Below are 17,315 nucleotides of genomic sequence, written 5' to 3'. Positions count from 1 at the left end.
CTAGTACTATCTCGGCTCTCCTTCTTGGTTAAGAAGGGGGGGACCGCTGCTTGCAGCGGTGGGGCAGTTTGATCACAAACAATTCGAATTCTTTATTATATCAATAAACTATATAATTTAAAACAACATGAAAAAGAACGATCTACTGAAAGGATTGGCTGCCCTGATGGTGGCATGCAGCCTATTGACGGCTTGTGGGGATGATAATAATGAGATTATCCCCGACCCCAATCCCGATCCTAATCCCGAACCGACGGAAGAGGTATCTCACTATATTATTGCCGCTTCGACCGGTGAGAACGGGATCCTGGTAACGGCCGAAAGCCTGAACGAAGGCACGGTCACCACCAAAAACAACGGACTGACAACGGAAAGCGGCACCTACTGGGTGTATTTCCAGGATAAATACCTCTACCGCCTGGTCTACAACCAGGGGAATGCCGGTGTCGGCTCTTCGTATATCCTCACGCAGGAGGGCAAAGTGGAAGAGCGCGACGTGACGTTCGAGACCAAACGCTTCACCTCGTATGGCACGTACGACAACTATATCATCACCTCGTCTGCCGGGGATATGAATCAAACGGATGCCAATGGCTTTGCCGCCAAAGGTTTTATGTTCTCCTATCTGGATGTAGAGAAAGAGACGATCCGAAACTCGGAGGCTATCGAGGTGGAGAACTATCTGGGCAATGGCGAATACGTCACCCTGGCGGGTATCCTGCAGGTAGGCGACCGCATCTTCTCCGCGCCAGTGCCTATGGGGCTGAGCCAGTATGGCGTGAAAGCCAATAACGGCGAGTGGGTGAAATATCCCGAACTGGTCAAGACTGAAGCCGGCGGTAGCGGTAGCGGAGCATACGTGGAGGGCGAACTGCAATGGACACAATACCCCGACGAAGCCTGGGTAGCGATCTACGCAGACGAGAAATTCGAAAACCCGACCCTGCTCCGGACCGATAAGATCAGCTATGCCTGCGGACGCAACCGCTCACAGTATTACCAGATGATCTGGGCGGCCGACAACGGTGACGTATATGTCTTCTCGCCGAGCTACGCCAAGGTGATGACGGCAGAGGTACAACGCACCACCCTGCCTGCCGGCGTGGTACGGATCAAAGCGGGTGCCAGCACGTTCGACGCCAGCTATTATAGTAATATCGAAGAACAAAGCGGTGGCAAATCGTTTGTTCGCTCCTGGCACCTGACCGACGATTACTTCCTGTTGTTGATGTACGACCGCCCATTCTCCGAAGCGGGCTATACGGCCAATCAGTTGGCGATCTTCAAAGGCTCGACAGGCAAACTGACGAATGTCACAGGCATGCCATCTGCTGTGACCGGCTTCGGCAACACGCCGTATGTGGAAGACGGCACGGCCTACGTAGCCGTCACCATCACCGACGAGCAGCCGGCCATCTACTGTATCAACCCCGAAACGGCGGTAGCTACCAAAGGACTGACGGTAGAGACAACCCAGATCGGCGGGGTAGGCAAACTGACGTATCAATGATAAATTATGAATTATTAATTGTAAATTATAAAAAAGGAGAAACAGCCACACTCTCATAATTTACAATTTATAATTCACAATTAAAAAAAAGTTTTATGGTTAAACTATTTATAGACCTATTGAGTTATCTGCGGGAATGCGCGCCACTATTTGTCTCGTTGGCCGTTCTCACCCTGTTCTTTGTCTTACTGGCCAAGTCGATACACAAACATCCCGGGTGGTATTATACGCTCTTCGCCATCCCGTTTGTCTTGGTGGCACTGCCGACAGTCGGGAGGCTATTCGGTATAGAGATCGCCGGCTTTGTACGCGTCCCGTTTCTCGGGGAGATTATCCGGGATTATATCCATATGGGGACGTTCGGGCACCCGTTATTGATTATCATTATGTATATCGGTGCGCTCAATGTTCGTCACACCCCCGTTAAGCGACTGATGTCGATCCGCAAGGAGATGTCGATCATCGTGGGCTTTGCCGTATTCGCCCATTCACTGATCCGGGTGATGGGCAGCGTACCCGGTGCGTTCCGGTTCTTTGCCGATAACGAGGGCTATCTGGCAAGTACCCGCGTGGTCAGTACGGTGGGTGCCGGATTCAGCAGTTTTAGTTTCCTTTTGGGTATTCTGATGCTGATTATCTTTATTCCGCTTTGGGTCACTTCCTTCGATGCCGTACGCAAACGTATGGGCAACGCCCGATGGAAGAAATGGCAGAAGTGGTCGTACGTGCTCTATGCCACCCTGTTTATCCACGCGATGGGTATCCAGATCGGAGGCATCTTGAATCCCCGCGGTGGACATGCCGCAGCCAAACCCGCCGTTGAAGTAACGGCAAACGTTGAAGAACGTGCCGAAGGACGTGGCCAGCGCGGCAGTGAAAACGCTCGCCCGGCAAACGCGAACAGCAATAGACAAACCTCTCAGGCTGCCAAGCCGGCTAACAGCGGACGTACACCCACCAAAGGATTCGCCGACTTCAAACCCAGCGCGCAAACGAAACAATACATACACCTCGTTTCCCTCTTATTGATCTACGGCTCATACCTCTATCTTCGCCTACGGAAAATGCGGAAAAGAGCATTCCGGGACGGGCGAAAACCCCTTGAAGGCAGATCCCGGTATTGATCGGCGTCCCAGGTAAAAGGTGTGTCTTGCCGGCTGTTTGTTGTTTGTCCGATATCGAACGGCTGTTTTAAGTTCTTGCGTCAGACAAAAAAGCCACGTTATACATCTTGAAAGATCGGAAGATCAATCAGGGGAAAAAGTTATGTGTGGGTACTTCAGAGCTTTGTAAAATCTTCACTATCTTTGTCTGCAAATGCAATTATACTAAGTTTAGATTATGAGTAAATCCAACGTTTATTTTACGAATTTACGTACTTCTCCATCCCGTAACCTATTGACGAAGATGGAGCGTCTGGTGAAAGCAGCAGGCATTGAGAATATTGACTTCAAGAAACAGTTCGTGGCGATCAAGATCCATTTCGGAGAGCCGGGCAACCTGGCGTATCTCCGCCCCAATTACGCGGCACGGATGGCAAATCTGTTGCGCTCGCTGGGCGGCAAGCCGTTTCTGACCGATAGCAACACCTTGTATTCCGGCGGACGATCGAATGCGGTCGATCACCTGAAAAGCGCGATGGAGAACGGTTACAATCCCATCTCGGCACAATGCGATATCATTATCGCCGATGGCTTGAAAGGAACCGACTACCGGGAGATCCCTATCGACGGTGAATACTGCAAAGCGCCGAAAATCGGTGCCGCTATTGCCGATGCGGATATCATCCTCTCGATGAATCACTTCAAAGGGCACGAACAGACCGGATTTGGTGGGGCGTTGAAAAACCTCGGTATGGGCTGTGCCAGTGTGGGCGGCAAACTGGAACTGCATTCGGCGTCGCAGCCGATCGTCATCCAAAAGAATTGCATCGGCTGTAATATCTGCGTGAAACATTGCGCACACGATGCCATTCACCTGGTCGACCGGAAGGCGGAGATCAACTACGACCGTTGTGTCGGCTGCGGACAATGCGTAGCCCTCTGCCAGTACAACGCGGCCGTATTGGGTGAAGACGATACCTCCGAACGGCTGAATTACAAGATTGCGGAATACACCAAAGCGGTATTGAAAGACAAACCCAACTTCCACGTCAGCTTTATCATGAACGTATCGCCCGAATGCGACTGCTGGAATCATAACGACGCAGCAATCATTCCCGATCTGGGTATCGCTGCCTCTTTCGATCCCGTGGCATTGGATAAGGCTTGCGCCGACCTGGTGACGGCAGCGCCGGTGCTTCAGAACAACAAAATCACCGATCATCACTCCCACGATCACCACGAAGGAACCGATAAGTTCTGCCTGATCCATCCGAATACCGAATGGAAGAAAGGCTTGGAATATGCCGAAAAGATCGGGCTGGGAACGCAGGATTATACGTTAATCCAGGTGGATTAACGTATAATCCAATTACGAATTAAAAATTACGAATAAAATACCGCTTGCGCCCATTCGTAATTCGTAATTTTTAATTCGTAATTTCATTTATAATAGCCTTGCGCCCCCATCTCACTGGCCTGAAAAAGGGCATAACTATCCTTATCCAGGGGATAGTCCCAGCAGCCCAGGTGATGGAAGAGCTCGCCGCCGAAGCCGGTTTTGAAACGGTAGAGGCCGTACATCGGATGGGAAGTGTCGGGACCGGGCGAGACGCCGAACATATCATATTCGGTGCATCCGTAAGCTTTCGAGATCTTAATCGCCTCCCATTGCATGGCGTAGGTCGGCATATAGTTTCTTTTTTCGGACGAGGAGGCGCCATAGAGGTAGGTGCCCCGATGGCCGGTCATCACCAGGAACATGGCAGCCAACGGTTCACCGTCGTGTTCGGCGACCAGGAGTTCCACCGTTGCCGGTGAGGCCGTATCGTCGGCACGGGCGGAAAGGACGGAGAGGAAATAGTCCGCTTTATTCACAAACAAGCCATTTCGGCGTGCTGTCTCCCGGTACAACTGATACCAGACGTCGATCTTATCAATCCCCGTACGGTAAACCCGCACCCCTTTCCGTTCCGCCAGGAGGATATTGTAGCGGGTCTTGGGTTTCATCTGTTTCAATAGTTCCTCTTCGCTCAGGGAAAGATCGAGGAAAATGGTTGTCGAGGGAAGAATATCCATATTACTCTTCCGCAGGTTCCAGTTGATCGTATTATAATTCAACTGAAACTCCTGATATTGCTTATCGGGAGCGCCGTTCCAAATGCCTTTTTCATCGAAGTGATCGGCATCACACCAATGCGAACGCCAGTTCAGATCGTAACGGATACCGATACAACCTTTGGGCAAATAGGAACGCATAATTTCGGAAAGCTCTTCCAGGAAAGCACCCTGGTTCTCGCCCGACGGCTCGATCTCCGGGCCATAAGGCAGGTATGCCAGGCTCTGCCGCGCGTTCAACGGCTGTTGCAACACGAGAAAGTCGGCATCCGTGCAGGCAAATCCGCCCACCTGGCTGTAGATGTCCCTGTTTCTCACCTTAAAATCAAAAGCCATGGTCTCCAAACCCTGGCAAGTCTTTACCTCCGACCAGAACGCGGTCTGCTGCACGATCGGCGTATCCTGAATATCTCTGATTTCTTTCTTACAAACATCAATTTTCATGGCGCGTATAAAAGCGGCAAAGCTAAGCCCTATTTTCGTATAAAGCAATTTTAACACGCGGGAAAGCCTTGCTTTAAGAAATCTTACCCATTCGAAAGCTTTTTTACTATTAAATGCTTATATTTGCTTCGCATGAGATCAAACAATGACATATCCTCCGTCAGGTTATTCCTGAACATCAAGAAACGCGATGAATTTCTTTCCTGAGACGCGTTGATCTCCCCTATCCGTAAACTTATTTGAATGTTCTTATAGCTTGGGCTGACTTAAAAGTACCCTAAGCTCCATACGCCTATAAGATCATTCCTCTTATTGAACCCCGAAGCGGATTCAACCCTATGTGATATTTATATTACACGCTAAAACATTTATAAAAACTTATTTATCATGGAATTACCATTTGCAGAATCGTACAAGATTAAGATGGTGGAAACGATCCGCCGCAGTACGCGTGAAGAACGCCAACAATGGATCAAGGAGGCGAAGTTCAACCTGTTCAACCTCAAGAGCGACCAGGTGTTTATCGACCTGATCACCGACTCGGGCACCGGGGCCATGAGCGACAAACAATGGTCGGCAATGATGCTCGGCGATGAAAGTTATGCCGGCGCCCGCTCCTATTATGTAATGAAAGAGGCCATCAAGAATATTCTTGGCTTCGACTACTTCCTACCGACACACCAGGGACGCGCCGCCGAAAACGTGCTCTTCTCTACCCTGATCAAAGAAGGGGATATCCTGCCGGGAAACTCCCATTTTGACACGACCAAAGGACATATCGAATTCCGCAAGGCAACGGCGCTGGACTGCACGATCGACGAAGCAGCCGATACGCAGCTGGAGATCCCGTTCAAAGGCAATGTCGATCCGGAGAAACTGGAGAAGGCATTACAGCAGTATCCGGTGGAGAAGATCCCGTGTGTGGTATTGACCGTAACCAATAATACGGCTGGCGGACAACCCGTTTCGATGCGGAACATCCGCGAGGTATCCGCCTTATGCCAAAAGTACGGCGTGCGCCTGTTGATCGACTCCGCCCGTTTTGCCGAGAATGCCTATTTTATCAAAATGCGCGAAGAAGGATATGCCGACAAGACAATCAAAGAGATTGTACGCGAGATGTTCTCGTATGCCGATATGATGACGATGTCGTCCAAGAAAGACGCGATCGTCAATATGGGCGGCTTTGTGGCGTTCAAAGAAGAATCACTCTGGCAAAAGGCACAGATGTTCTGTATTATGAACGAAGGATTTATCACCTACGGCGGCATGTCGGGACGGGATATGAACGCCCTGGCACAGGGGCTGGACGAAGGTACGGAGTTTGATTATCTGGACACACGTATCCGTCAGGTGGCTTATCTGGGGGCGAAGCTGGATGAATACGGTATTGCCTACCAGCGGCCGGCCGGTGGACATGCGATCTTTGTGGATGCTAAAAAGGTTCTGCCCAACGTGCCCAAAGAAGAGTTTATTGCCCAGACATTAGGCATCGAGCTTTACTTGGAAGCCGGTATCCGTGGCGTGGAAGTAGGCGCCATCCTGGCCGACCGTGATCCCGTCACCCGCGAAAACCGCTATCCGGCATTGGAGCTCTTCCGCCTGGCAATCCCCCGCCGTACCTACACGAACAACCATATGGACGTGATCGCCGCCGCATTGAAAAACGTGGCCGATCGCAATCAGGAGATCACCCGCGGTTACCATATCACCAAGGAACTGCCGATCATGCGCCACTTTACGATCGAACTGGAAGTTGCTCGATAGCTAAACTGGCACACAGATAACACAGATTGGACGGATGACCACAGATTAAATTATATTATCTGCGGTCATCTGTCCAATCTGTGTCATCAGTGTGCCGGAATTCTTTTACCACAAACGCCTGTTTTTTCGTATCTTTGATTCCATAAATGAAATCCAAGATAGGATGCACCTCAACATAGTCAAGCAAGCTTGCCTCTGTGTTCGGCTTTCACTATCTTTGCACAAAATACAACAGGACTATGATCGATCAATCCGTTATTTGTGCCATTTCTACTCCTCCGGGTTCAGGAGGTATCGCTGTCATCCGCTTATCCGGTAAAGGATCCATTGAGATCGCAGAGAAAGTATTCACGACTCCTTCGGGCAAGAAGCTTTCCGACTGTGCGCCCAATACGGTACATTTCGGCGAGATAAGTAATGGAGAACAAACGATCGACGAAGTCCTGGTCAGCCTATTTCGCGCGCCACACTCCTACACAGGGGAAGATACGGTGGAGATCACCTGCCACGGCTCGATCTATATCCAGCAACAAATCCTGCAATTATTGATCGACAAAGGCGCCCGTTCCGCATTGCCCGGCGAGTTCACCCAACGGGCTTTTCTGAATGGGAAAATGGACCTCAGCCAGGCCGAAGCGGTAGCCGACCTGATCGCCTCGACCTCTGCCGGGCAACACCGTCTGGCGCTCAGTCAAATGCGTGGGGGCTTCAGCAACGAATTGATCCGGCTGCGCACCCAATTGCTCGATTTCACTTCATTGATCGAACTCGAGCTTGATTTTACGGAAGAAGATGTCGAGTTTGCCGACCGCTCGCACCTGAAAAGCCTGGCTACACACATCGAACGCGTAATAGAGAAGCTGGCCAACTCATTCAGTGTCGGTAACGCCATCAAAAACGGTATCCCCGTTGCTATCATCGGAGAGACCAACGCGGGCAAATCCACCTTACTGAACCTGCTGGTCGGTGAAGAACGCGCCATCGTCTCCGATATTCATGGTACGACCCGCGATGTGATTGAAGACACCATCAATATCTCCGGCATCACCTTCCGCTTCATCGACACGGCCGGTATCCGTGAAACAACCGATACCATCGAATCGATGGGCATCGAGCGTACCTTCCAGAAATTGGATCAGGCCACCATCGTCCTCTGGGTCATCGATCTGACTACTCCGGCTACTGAAATAGAATCATTAGCCCAACAAATCATGCCCCGTAGCGAAGACAAACACCTAATGTTGGTATTCAACAAATCCGACCTCCTATCCCCGGAAGAATTAAAAGACAAGCAACAGCTTCTTAACAATATCCCTGCCCCCCGCATCTACATCTCCGCCAAGCAACAGATCAACACCGAATCCCTCCAACAGCAGCTCCTCCAAGCCGCCGCCCTGCCCGACCTCACCCCAAACGACACCATCGTCACCAACATCCGCCACTACGAAGCCCTCACCCACGCCCTAACCGCCATCCGCCGCGTCTCCGAAGGCCTCTCCACCTCCCTCTCCGGCGACTTCCTCAGCCAAGACCTCCGCGAATGCCTCCACCACCTCGGCCAAATCACCGGCCAAATCAGCGATGATGAGATACTGGGGAATATTTTTGCGAATTTTTGTATCGGAAAGTAAGTACGGCGTAGCTCTCGCAAAAACAAATAGCAGAATTGTTTGGTAGAGATGTTAAAGCGGTAAGATATTTCTAGTATATAATTATGACATATAAGATCAATAGTAAACGATTCATTGCAATAGCTTCAAGTGCCTTGTTTGAGTTGTCAGAATCTGAGAAAATACGAAACAATAATATTTAATGTAAACCATTATGAGTAAACGAGATTACATACAAGCCAATAGAGACTGGCTGGAGATAAAATCAAAGGAAGAGGATGTCAAGCCTCTCCCGAAAGGAATATATTACAAGGTAATAAACGAAGGGAAAAATGACGGGAACCATCCGACACCGAGAAGTATTATTACCGCCCACTATACCGGATGGACTATCAATGGTAAAAAGTTCGACAGCAGCCGTGGAGGCACGCCAATTGCATTCAGATTGAACGAACTGATTGAAGGATGGGGTATAGCGATGCAACAAATGTGTGTCGGGGATAAATGGGAGTTATACCTTCCTGCCGAAATGGGATACGGAAAATTCTCACAACCCGGTATACCTGGAGGATCAACACTTATATTCGAGATTGAGCTGCTTGGAATAGCTTAACAGATGTCATCAACAGGCTTAAGTTTGGAACAAATCGTAAAGCATATCACTAAATTCATATCCGGTTTATAGCAGATACATCCGTTTGGAGAAGGCAATACCCGAGCTGTTGCTGTCTTTACGATTCAATACCTCCGTTCTATCGGCTTTAATGTGGAAAATGATCTTTTTGCGAAGCATTCATGGTATTTCCGAAATGCTTTGGTCAGAGCGAACTATCAGAACGTGCAGAAAGGGATTAAACGGAATCCTGAATACTTGGAGCGCTTCTTCTGCAATTTGTTGATGGGAGAAAAGAACGAATTAAGAAATCGTTCTATGCATATGGGAAATGAAGTCCAAAGTATCATTCCTGAAATTTCAAAGTCTCAAATTGATACTTTGAATTGCACTTTAGAAGAGAAAGCACTGCTTGACTGTATTCGTAAGAACCCACAGATAAAACAACAGGAGATCGTTGAACAAATAGGTAAGTCTATTGCCACAGTAAAACGGCTAACTATTAACCTAGAATCTAAAGGTATTATTGAGCGTAAAAACGGTAAACGAAATGGTTTTTGGGAAGTGAAAGTCTGACCTCATACATTCTATACACTTGTTTTTTAGACTTTATACCGCTCAAAATGCTATTTAGCTGATAATATGAAATACATATCCTGTATCCACCTCCCTCCTCCAATAGCCTTTATCTATGCCGGAGTTCTTACATCTCTATCCCGTACTCTTTTATTAATTCCTTCGCTTTTGCGATACCTTCTTCATAAAAAGAGATGGATTTGGAGGTGTGTTTGCCGGCGATGAATTCTTGTTCGATCAGTTTGTCGATGTCATCAAAGTCATATCCTTTCCAGCTTCTTCTGTAAGGGGTGTGAGCTTGCTCTTCCCATGAGTTTAAATAGAGCAGTATCAACGTGAGGTCTCGTTTTACTTCATCAATTGGTTTCATATTTGTGTGAATTATTAGGTGGATAATGGTATTATTCGGATAAATAATAAAGTCTTTTTCAGAACTTCATCTTAAAGCGCATAACGACTTCGCCGGTTGCTGGATCTATTTCTATTTTTTGGTTTTCGATTCCCAATTCTTTGCCGGTCGACATTTTAAATAACCCAGATAGGAATTGCATACCGTTGTTCATCACCTGCTCCAACTCTTCTGTGGCGCGGTTGATGGTTTCGGTAGCCACCTCTTTGTTTTCATTTACCGGTTCTTCATCAAATGCTTCATCTTCAAACAAGGGCAATTGGTTTGCCTCCACCGGATCGGCGGTTTCTATCTTCGGCAATATTTCTTCCTCCAGCATTTCTTTTTGTACTTCCTGTTCCTGTTGGTCGATAAATGCTTCTATTTGCTGGATAAACTGAGAGCGTCCTTTGGTCGAGAAGTCCACATAATTGGTTGTGTTACTTTCGGACAATACACTATCAAAAAGATTCTGTTTCACCAGCAAACCCGCAGCAATCTGTTGTTCAATGGAGTCGCGCGTAATGAAATTGTATATGGTCAATTTATTACTTTTCTGTCCCAAGCGGTCAATCCGTCCGATACGCTGGTTTTTCTTTGCTGGATTCCATGGCAGTTCAAAATTGATCAGTATATCTGCCATCTGAAGGTTCAGTCCCGCGCCCCCGGCTTCGGTGGAAAGGAAAATTTTACAATCAGGTGTCGATTCAAACTTCTTAATAAGGTTGCCACGTAGCTTCACCGGAACCTTGCCGTTCAATTCAACAAAGCCAATATTTCGTTTGCGCAGCAGTTGCCCGATCAGGCTGTGCACCTTGATCCATTCCGAAAAGATAATGATCTTGCGGTTGGTGTTTTGAATATCCAGTTTCTCAAACAGGATATCCTCCAATTCAGCCAGTTTGGGCGAATCGTTGGTCTCCTCGTCGATTAGAAAAGTAGAATCGCACACCATGCGGGCGCAATTCAGAAATAGATTCAATCGTTGCAGGTCGTACGGCGTCAGGTACTTCTTCCGGATAATCGATGCCACCCCCATCATATAGCTTGCATGATATTCCTCTTGTAGAGGGCTGAGCTCACATGGAATATCTATTTGTTGCACATCCGGCAACTGGCTTAATACCGTACTTTTCTCCCGACGTATCAATATGTCCGAAAGCTGTTCGTTCAGTTGCTTCAGGTTGTAATACCCATTGATTTTATTGGGCTTTTCCGTATCAAACTCACAATGCTGATAGGAAAACTCCCAGAGTGGGCCAAAGAAATAGGGATCAATCGCATTGACCACTGAATAAATGTCAATCAGTCTATTTTCAATCGGTGTCCCGGTAATCACCAGTTTATGCGATGCCTGGATTCTCTTGACCGCCGAAGCTGTTTTTGTTTCATAATTTTTTATCTTCTGGGCTTCATCCAATATAAGAAAATCAAAACCGGCCTTGTTTATCGCCTGGCTATCTCGCAAAACAGTTTCGTAATTGATAATAAAGAAATAGACATCCTCCTTCAGATAGATCTCTGCCCCATCGGAAGCAACAATAAAATCAACATGCGCTGAGGATTGGGATAGGATAGTACATCCCAAGTTATTATAAATAATTTCTCCGCGCGATCTCTTCACGGCTCATTAGCTTTCTGACCTCTTCAACAAATTGGGAAATAGACATACAAGTATTGTTTATTCGTTTTGCTTACATAATAACAAATGCAAAGTTAGAATTTAATATGCCCTTTTTGCAGATTTGAGACTTCTTTTTGCAGATTTGGGACATCTCTTCAGGCGGATTTTCTCATTTTTGCAAACAAGAATTAAAGAAATAAACATTTTAATACCTATTCATCATGAAACAAAAACTACTTATTCTTTGGGCAGTCCTTCTTGTCGGGAGTATGACTTTACAGGCACAGAACGGCAGTGAGTTCGCCGCAGGCACAGGTACCGCAAATGATCCCTGGCAGATTACGACCGCGGAAGAACTGGCGGCGTTGAACAATTACCTGGGGGAGAATTATTACGACAAGTATTTCAAACTGGTAAAGGATATCGATCTGACCACCTGGCTATCGAAAGACCGGGGAAACAATGAGAACACACAGGGCTGGTTCCCTATCGGATGGGTTAAAAATGATCAGATCTGGGGCTTCTACGGTGATTTCGACGGTGGGCACCATACGATTTCCGGGCTATGGATCAATCGGGAAGAGCAATCAGTGGTTGGATTTTTCGGTTATACGTCCTTAAACACAATAAAAAACCTGACGGTAGAGATCGCGGCAGCAGGAGTAAAGGGAGATGCTTTTGTTGGTGGACTGGCTGGACAATCCTCCTCTGAGCTATCCAATTGCCATGTCCGGGGAGAAGGAATGGTCAGCAGCAAAGCCGAGATAGCCGGTGGGCTGGTAGGGATGTCCCTATGGAACGTGTCCTACTGTTCTTCTGAAGTACAAGTGGGATCGCACGGTAGCCGTTTCGGCGGTCTGATCGGATATCAGTCAACCGGAACTATTTTTCAATCCTATTGCAAAGGGAAAGTCATAGCCTTAGACGACAGTAGCGGTGAAATCGGCGGCTTGATTGGTTTTGTTGATGAAGGTACAATCCTGCAGTGTTATGCCACCGGAGAGGTAGCCGGAAAGTATAATGCCGGAGGATTTGTCGGAGCGGCATGCGGAGAAAATATAGTTATCCAGGAGTGTTACGCTTCCGGGAAAGTTACCGGGGAGGGCAGATACATCGCCCAGCTGGTAGCATCCCTGTATCGCGATACAAAGCTCACTTTTACCGACTGTTTCTATCTGAAAGGAATAGACGCTGTAACGTTCAACGAAGGCAGCATCGTTGGCACCCCTACCCCCCTCTCCGAAAGCAACCTGAAAAAAGCATCCGCTTTTACCGGCTGGACTTTCCTGTCGTCAAACGAGCAATACAGCCTTGACAATCCCCCGTCAACCCCCTGGATGATCGACGAAGGCCAGACCACCCCCCGGCTTTGGTGGCAGGCAATGGATTTATCAACAAACAATACGGAGATTGCCGAAGGTAAAATCAGCCTCTCAACGATCAAGGGTCAATTATCCATTATCAATTCCGGAAGTGCCGTAGATGTCGCAGTCTACAGTATTACGGGTAAAAACTTCGCGCGACTTCGCGGGCTTCGGGGTTCAAAAACCATTACGTTACCCAGCGGGATCTACATCGTACAGGCCGGCACAACGACAACGAAGGTCATAGTTAATTAAGTCATGCACCCTCTACCCTCCCTTATGGGGTATAAGGTTAAGATTTCACCTTTTCTTCCGCAGCAATACGGCGAAACTCCGACGGACTCATGCCGTAGCGTTCGCGGAAGAGGCGGGTGAAGGTCTTGCGGGTGCCTGTATTACCGGCAATTCGGTACAACGGTAGACGGAATCAGTCACAAATTGTTTCTCGCCCATGTGGAAAAAGAAACCCTATGGCAGACCATCCGGGGCATGAATCCCGTCATACAGGACCTGAAGGAAGAGTTTCTTCAGCTTTGTCATTCGAACAAGTTAAAACAATAATAAAAGATGCATACGACACAAAAATACCCTTTAAACGACCTTTGTTGGATCTATATCTATATGGAGCCGACGGATTTGAAACCGCGCATACGTTATGCCGATGAAGTGCCCCGGATGTTGCATGAGCTCGGAGACCGGTTTCTGCTTTTCTACCGCCAGTTTCCCTATCTGAACGACGGGCTGGGCTATAAGTTAGTCCTCGAAAATATGGATAAAGAGCTGCTTCGCCATACCATCCGCCGGTTCAATCCGGAGATGCGCGACTTGAAAGAAGACTTTCAGCAATATTAACCCCTTCTATATATACATTTATACATTCCATGTTAGGAAAACTGTCCCCTCAGTGTTCCATGTCGCACCGCCCCTTTACCCACCCCCCCCATCGGGTAAAGGGCGGATAGCGACAAAACACCCGTTCAATAATACAAACGCTTAAAACATACCGAAATACGAAGCTTTAAAAACAAAACATTTTGAGAGCCTCAAAAAGCCGCCGGCCTTTTCAAAAAAGCCGCCGGCCTTTTGCAAAACTCTGCCGGCCTTTTGGAAAAGGCCGGCGGCTTTTTTTCCGGGACGTCCGGCATTAATCATTAACCATGACCTTCCACGTCTGTTTTCCGGCGTGGACCACATAAATACCGCTGGGCAACGCGAAGGTTTTTGAACCGCGAAGGGCACGAAGCGACACGACGTTTTGGCCGGTGACGCTGTAGATGGCGACGTCGACCGCATTGGCCATTTCATTGTCAATTGTCAATTGTCCATTGTCCATTGTCAAATGGATCTGTCCGAAGGAAAGATCCATTTGACCCGTCGTATCGGGGTTGGGATCCGGTTTATTTTCTTTCAGACTGATCTCGATCGTATGATCCGCGGTGATGGGATTCAGCAGGTAAGAGTAATAATGACCGGCACCGAAGTCGTTGAACGCAGTCTCTACGCCATCCACCCGGAAGAGAATATCTTCGGCTGTGAGCGAAATATCTTCGGGCAAGAATTGCAGGTAGAGGTGGTCGCCTTCGGCAAGGGTATGTTCGCCCGCTGTCAGGCCATAAAGTACAATTCCTTCCCCTACGGAGAGGGTGAGCGTGTGATAGATACTGGGAAACGCTTCTTCCACCTCCAGTTCCGGATAGGGTTCGGGTTGCCAGGGGAAGTAAGGGGCGGTTTTGCGCTCCCGGATTGTCCAGGGCGTGAAGTCCCAGGCCGCGAAAGTGGCTTTCGTGGTCATGCCAACGGCATCCTGTGGTGAGATACCGTCATATTCACTGGTGCAGGGGACAAAACCCGCTCCCGAGACCAATAGGCCCAAACCAAACAGTTCTTCATTGTGCCCCGCTTCTTTGAGGTAGAAACAATCGGTAGGTACAGGCGCCATGATTGTGGTCAGTCCAACCAGACCACCGGCTAAAGCCATCTCGCCACTTGCCTTTACAGTTGCGATGGAATAAGAAGCACTGAGTATTCCCATATTGCCTCCAACCAAACCGCCGGCCAGACTCATTCCTTCTCCTCCTTCAATCTCCACCTCACCGGCGGCATAACAAGAAGTAATCTGTCCCTCATTTGTGCCGACCAAACCGCCAACATAATGAGATCCGCCACTTTTCCCTTCTTCATCTTCTTCTATCTTTACACTTGCGACGGCATAACAAGAAGTGATTTCTCCTCCATTAGCCCCAACCAAACCGCCGAGATGATTGGTATTACCACCTATTGCAGAAACATTTCCTATCATAAAACAAGAGGTGACAGAGCCATAATTAATGCCCACCAAACCGCCAATAACACTTTCGTAAGCATCCGCCTTTACCTCCCCGGTCACCGAACAAGAGGTGATAGAACCATAATTAGTGGCTGCAAAACCAGCAGCATCCGAGTTCCCAAAAATCCCTCTCTCCGCGATTTCCACACTCAGGTTGCTGATCTCTCCTTGATATCCTATCGCTCCGAAAAGGGCTACATCATTATAATTCTTTTTATATTCCTCATTAATCCACAAGCCGCGAATGGTTTTCATCCGGCCATCGAGAGTTGCCTGAAAGACATTATCGTACATTTCACTCCCTATCGGCGTCCATCCTTTGCCCTCGTTATAGCCGGGATTGCCTTCGGACAGGTAGGTCGCCATATCGATATCAGCCGCAAGGATAAAGTGTTTGCCATTATGAGCTTCACCCAGATAGCGATTGAGTTCTGCCAGTTGCGCCGCGGTACAGATCCGGAACGGATCGCCTTCGGAGCCATCTCCGCCGGCAAACAGAAAGACTTGCAAATTAGGCGTGCCTCCGGTTACAGGGAAATACCAGGTGGAAGAGAAATCTGCCCAATCCGTATAGGTGTCTGCCAGCTGTAACTCCGCAAGGGTTTTGCCGGGAACAGTCGCATTACTCGCATGATTTTCACCAATGCCTTTCCCATTTACCTCCACATTGAAAAAGGAAAAAGTAATCGTGTCCTCCTCTTTGGTCCAGTTATATCCGATCAGGCCACCAGCTAATACTTTAGTGGGGTCTGATGTAGAGGCTTCTACTTTACCCGTGGCATAACAACGCGTCATTATATCGGAACTGAAAGAACCGGTTAAACCGCCTAAATAAAGCAATTGACTCGTATATTCCCCTCCGGCATTTGCCAGAGAAATATCTCCGGTAGCATATGAGTCCGACAGGGAGATATCATCGCCGGATTTCCCTATCAGCCCTCCAAAGGCAGCCACAAGGAGACTGCTTCGGTCTTTTCTCTCCAGTATTTCAATGTCCACCGTAGCAAAACATTGACTCACGCTACTCTTAGAGGTATATCCTGCCAGCCCTCCAACACCAGCAATACCACTTATTATCCCCTGACCGACAACGGAACAACCGGAAATAGAGCTTTTGAAAGCGTACCCTACCAATCCTCCGACATATCCATAGCCTTTGATGCCTTCGGCGGCGATCTCTATACATATATGCTGTAAGGTAGCCTCTTCAATCCCCCCGAAAAGAGCAATATATTCTTCTTCATCTGTTTCCACTCCCCGATCGGCCCAGAGTCCGCTGATGGTATATCCCTGGCCATCGAGGTTTCCATAAAAGTTATTGGTATACGTTCCGATTGACTCCCACCCTTTGCCATTGTTATAGCCGGGATTGCCTTCGGAAAGAAAAGTGCTCAGGTCGATATGGGTCGTCAGGATAAAATATTTGTCACCATGTACGTCACCCAAATAGTTACGCAATAAGTTTAATTGTTCGGCATTACTGATTTGCCAGGGATCCTCTGCCGTTCCATCGCCACCGGCGAAGCTGATTTGGGCCGTCGCCCATTGCACACTCAGGCTCACACACAGAGCCAACACATAAAGTAATCGTTTCTTCATTCTACTTGTTTTGACGTGAATAGATAAAATATCAGGCGCAAAAGTACGTCCCCTTCCGCCAAACGATGTCTCATTCTTCGGCAAGAATGTGTCAAACTTCGGCAAAGAAGCTAAATAAGTATGAGTCCTAAGGGTTCTGGAAATCCTGCATTGACATTACAGATGATATAAGAGCTAATATAATAGAGTATTTCAATCAGTTGTAATTCTCCAAACGATCCACCTATCAGAGCAGAAAAAACTTAAGTTATAACTTCAAAAAGAACATTTTCCGCG

General features: G+C 48.0%; 14 protein-coding genes. 9 read left to right on the top strand and 5 right to left on the bottom strand.

Translation table 11 applies throughout. The features are described 5' to 3' along the window. The first annotated feature begins 127 nt into the window (after positions 1–127). The 3 genes from M2133_RS14665 (at position 128) to M2133_RS14655 (ending at position 3,970) form a co-directional block, all read left to right on the top strand. Entirely contained in the window at positions 128–1,510 is a 1,383-nt protein-coding gene (locus tag M2133_RS14665) for a DUF4374 domain-containing protein (protein WP_277466941.1), read from the top strand. A 95-nt stretch (positions 1,511–1,605) separates the two neighbouring features. Beyond that, positions 1,606–2,634, top strand: a complete 1,029-nt coding sequence (locus M2133_RS14660) for a ferric reductase-like transmembrane domain-containing protein (protein WP_277466940.1) — start codon at positions 1,606–1,608, stop codon at positions 2,632–2,634. Between the two features lie 217 nt (positions 2,635–2,851). After that, the gene (locus M2133_RS14655) at positions 2,852–3,970 is read left to right on the top strand and encodes a DUF362 domain-containing protein (protein WP_277466939.1); all 1,119 of its coding nucleotides are present in this window, start codon (positions 2,852–2,854) and stop codon (positions 3,968–3,970) included. Between the two features lie 83 nt (positions 3,971–4,053). Here M2133_RS14655 and M2133_RS14650 read toward each other — a convergent pair whose 3' ends face one another. After that, positions 4,054–5,172, bottom strand: a complete 1,119-nt coding sequence (locus tag M2133_RS14650; RefSeq protein ID WP_277466938.1) for a peptidoglycan bridge formation glycyltransferase FemA/FemB family protein — start codon at positions 5,170–5,172, stop codon at positions 4,054–4,056. A 387-nt stretch (positions 5,173–5,559) separates the two neighbouring features. On the opposite strand from M2133_RS14650, the gene M2133_RS14645 reads away from it, so the two are divergent. The 4 genes from M2133_RS14645 to M2133_RS14630 all read left to right on the top strand — a co-directional run bounded on the left by M2133_RS14645 (position 5,560) and on the right by M2133_RS14630 (position 9,738). Next, on the top strand, positions 5,560–6,939 hold the full coding sequence (locus tag M2133_RS14645) for a tryptophanase (RefSeq protein ID WP_277466937.1): 1,380 nt from the start codon (positions 5,560–5,562) through the stop codon (positions 6,937–6,939). A gap of 242 nt (positions 6,940–7,181) precedes the next feature. Beyond that, entirely contained in the window at positions 7,182–8,570 is a 1,389-nt protein-coding gene (mnmE, locus tag M2133_RS14640; RefSeq protein WP_277466958.1) for a tRNA uridine-5-carboxymethylaminomethyl(34) synthesis GTPase MnmE, read from the top strand. Between the two features lie 193 nt (positions 8,571–8,763). Beyond that, a complete protein-coding gene (locus M2133_RS14635) occupies positions 8,764–9,162 on the top strand; it encodes an FKBP-type peptidyl-prolyl cis-trans isomerase (RefSeq protein ID WP_277466936.1) in 399 nt (132 codons plus the stop codon). Positions 9,163–9,315: 153 nt separating this feature from the next. Continuing rightward, complete coding sequence (locus tag M2133_RS14630) at positions 9,316–9,738, top strand: winged helix-turn-helix transcriptional regulator (protein WP_277466935.1); 423 nt, start codon at positions 9,316–9,318, stop codon at positions 9,736–9,738. Positions 9,739–9,865: 127 nt separating this feature from the next. Here the strand turns inward: M2133_RS14630 and M2133_RS14625 are convergent, their stop codons facing one another. Continuing rightward, complete coding sequence (locus tag M2133_RS14625) at positions 9,866–10,108, bottom strand: DUF6429 family protein (protein WP_277466934.1); 243 nt, start codon at positions 10,106–10,108, stop codon at positions 9,866–9,868. Positions 10,109–10,166: 58 nt separating this feature from the next. Further along, the gene (locus M2133_RS14620; protein ID WP_277466932.1) at positions 10,167–11,750 is read right to left on the bottom strand and encodes a DEAD/DEAH box helicase; all 1,584 of its coding nucleotides are present in this window, start codon (positions 11,748–11,750) and stop codon (positions 10,167–10,169) included. Positions 11,751–11,971: 221 nt separating this feature from the next. Here M2133_RS14620 and M2133_RS14615 point away from each other — a divergent pair, with 221 nt between their 5' ends. Beyond that, positions 11,972–13,369, top strand: a complete 1,398-nt coding sequence (locus M2133_RS14615; protein WP_277466931.1) for a T9SS type A sorting domain-containing protein — start codon at positions 11,972–11,974, stop codon at positions 13,367–13,369. Positions 13,370–13,406: 37 nt separating this feature from the next. Here M2133_RS14615 and M2133_RS14610 read toward each other — a convergent pair whose 3' ends face one another. Continuing rightward, positions 13,407–13,529 carry an AraC family transcriptional regulator gene (locus M2133_RS14610; RefSeq protein ID WP_277466930.1) on the bottom strand — a complete coding sequence of 41 codons (123 nt, stop codon included), beginning with the start codon at positions 13,527–13,529 and terminating at the stop codon, positions 13,407–13,409. Positions 13,530–13,681: 152 nt separating this feature from the next. On the opposite strand from M2133_RS14610, the gene M2133_RS14605 reads away from it, so the two are divergent. Then, positions 13,682–13,966, top strand: a complete 285-nt coding sequence (locus M2133_RS14605) for a hypothetical protein (protein ID WP_277466929.1) — start codon at positions 13,682–13,684, stop codon at positions 13,964–13,966. A gap of 292 nt (positions 13,967–14,258) precedes the next feature. Here the strand turns inward: M2133_RS14605 and M2133_RS14600 are convergent, their stop codons facing one another. Next, positions 14,259–17,039: a T9SS type A sorting domain-containing protein gene (locus M2133_RS14600; protein ID WP_277466928.1), complete on the bottom strand. Its 2,781-nt coding sequence runs from the start codon at positions 17,037–17,039 to the stop codon at positions 14,259–14,261. Positions 17,040–17,315: the final 276 nt, after the last annotated feature.

The organism is Parabacteroides sp. PF5-6, assembly GCF_029504695.1.
In the GTDB taxonomy this organism is placed as follows: Bacteria; Bacteroidota; Bacteroidia; order Bacteroidales; family Tannerellaceae; genus QVMG01.
This window is presented reverse-complemented; position numbering and strand designations above follow the sequence as displayed.

Coding starts and splice junctions, on each gene's coding strand:
- M2133_RS14665 (WP_277466941.1), top strand. CDS start 128: ATGAAAAAGAACGATCTACTGAAAGGATTGGCTGCCCTGATGGTGGCA.
- M2133_RS14660 (WP_277466940.1), top strand. CDS start 1,606: ATGGTTAAACTATTTATAGACCTATTGAGTTATCTGCGGGAATGCGCG.
- M2133_RS14655 (WP_277466939.1), top strand. CDS start 2,852: ATGAGTAAATCCAACGTTTATTTTACGAATTTACGTACTTCTCCATCC.
- M2133_RS14650 (WP_277466938.1), bottom strand. CDS start 5,172: ATGAAAATTGATGTTTGTAAGAAAGAAATCAGAGATATTCAGGATACG.
- M2133_RS14645 (WP_277466937.1), top strand. CDS start 5,560: ATGGAATTACCATTTGCAGAATCGTACAAGATTAAGATGGTGGAAACG.
- M2133_RS14635 (WP_277466936.1), top strand. CDS start 8,764: ATGAGTAAACGAGATTACATACAAGCCAATAGAGACTGGCTGGAGATA.
- M2133_RS14625 (WP_277466934.1), bottom strand. CDS start 10,108: ATGAAACCAATTGATGAAGTAAAACGAGACCTCACGTTGATACTGCTC.
- M2133_RS14615 (WP_277466931.1), top strand. CDS start 11,972: ATGAAACAAAAACTACTTATTCTTTGGGCAGTCCTTCTTGTCGGGAGT.
- M2133_RS14605 (WP_277466929.1), top strand. CDS start 13,682: ATGCATACGACACAAAAATACCCTTTAAACGACCTTTGTTGGATCTAT.
- M2133_RS14600 (WP_277466928.1), bottom strand. CDS start 17,039: ATGAAGAAACGATTACTTTATGTGTTGGCTCTGTGTGTGAGCCTGAGT.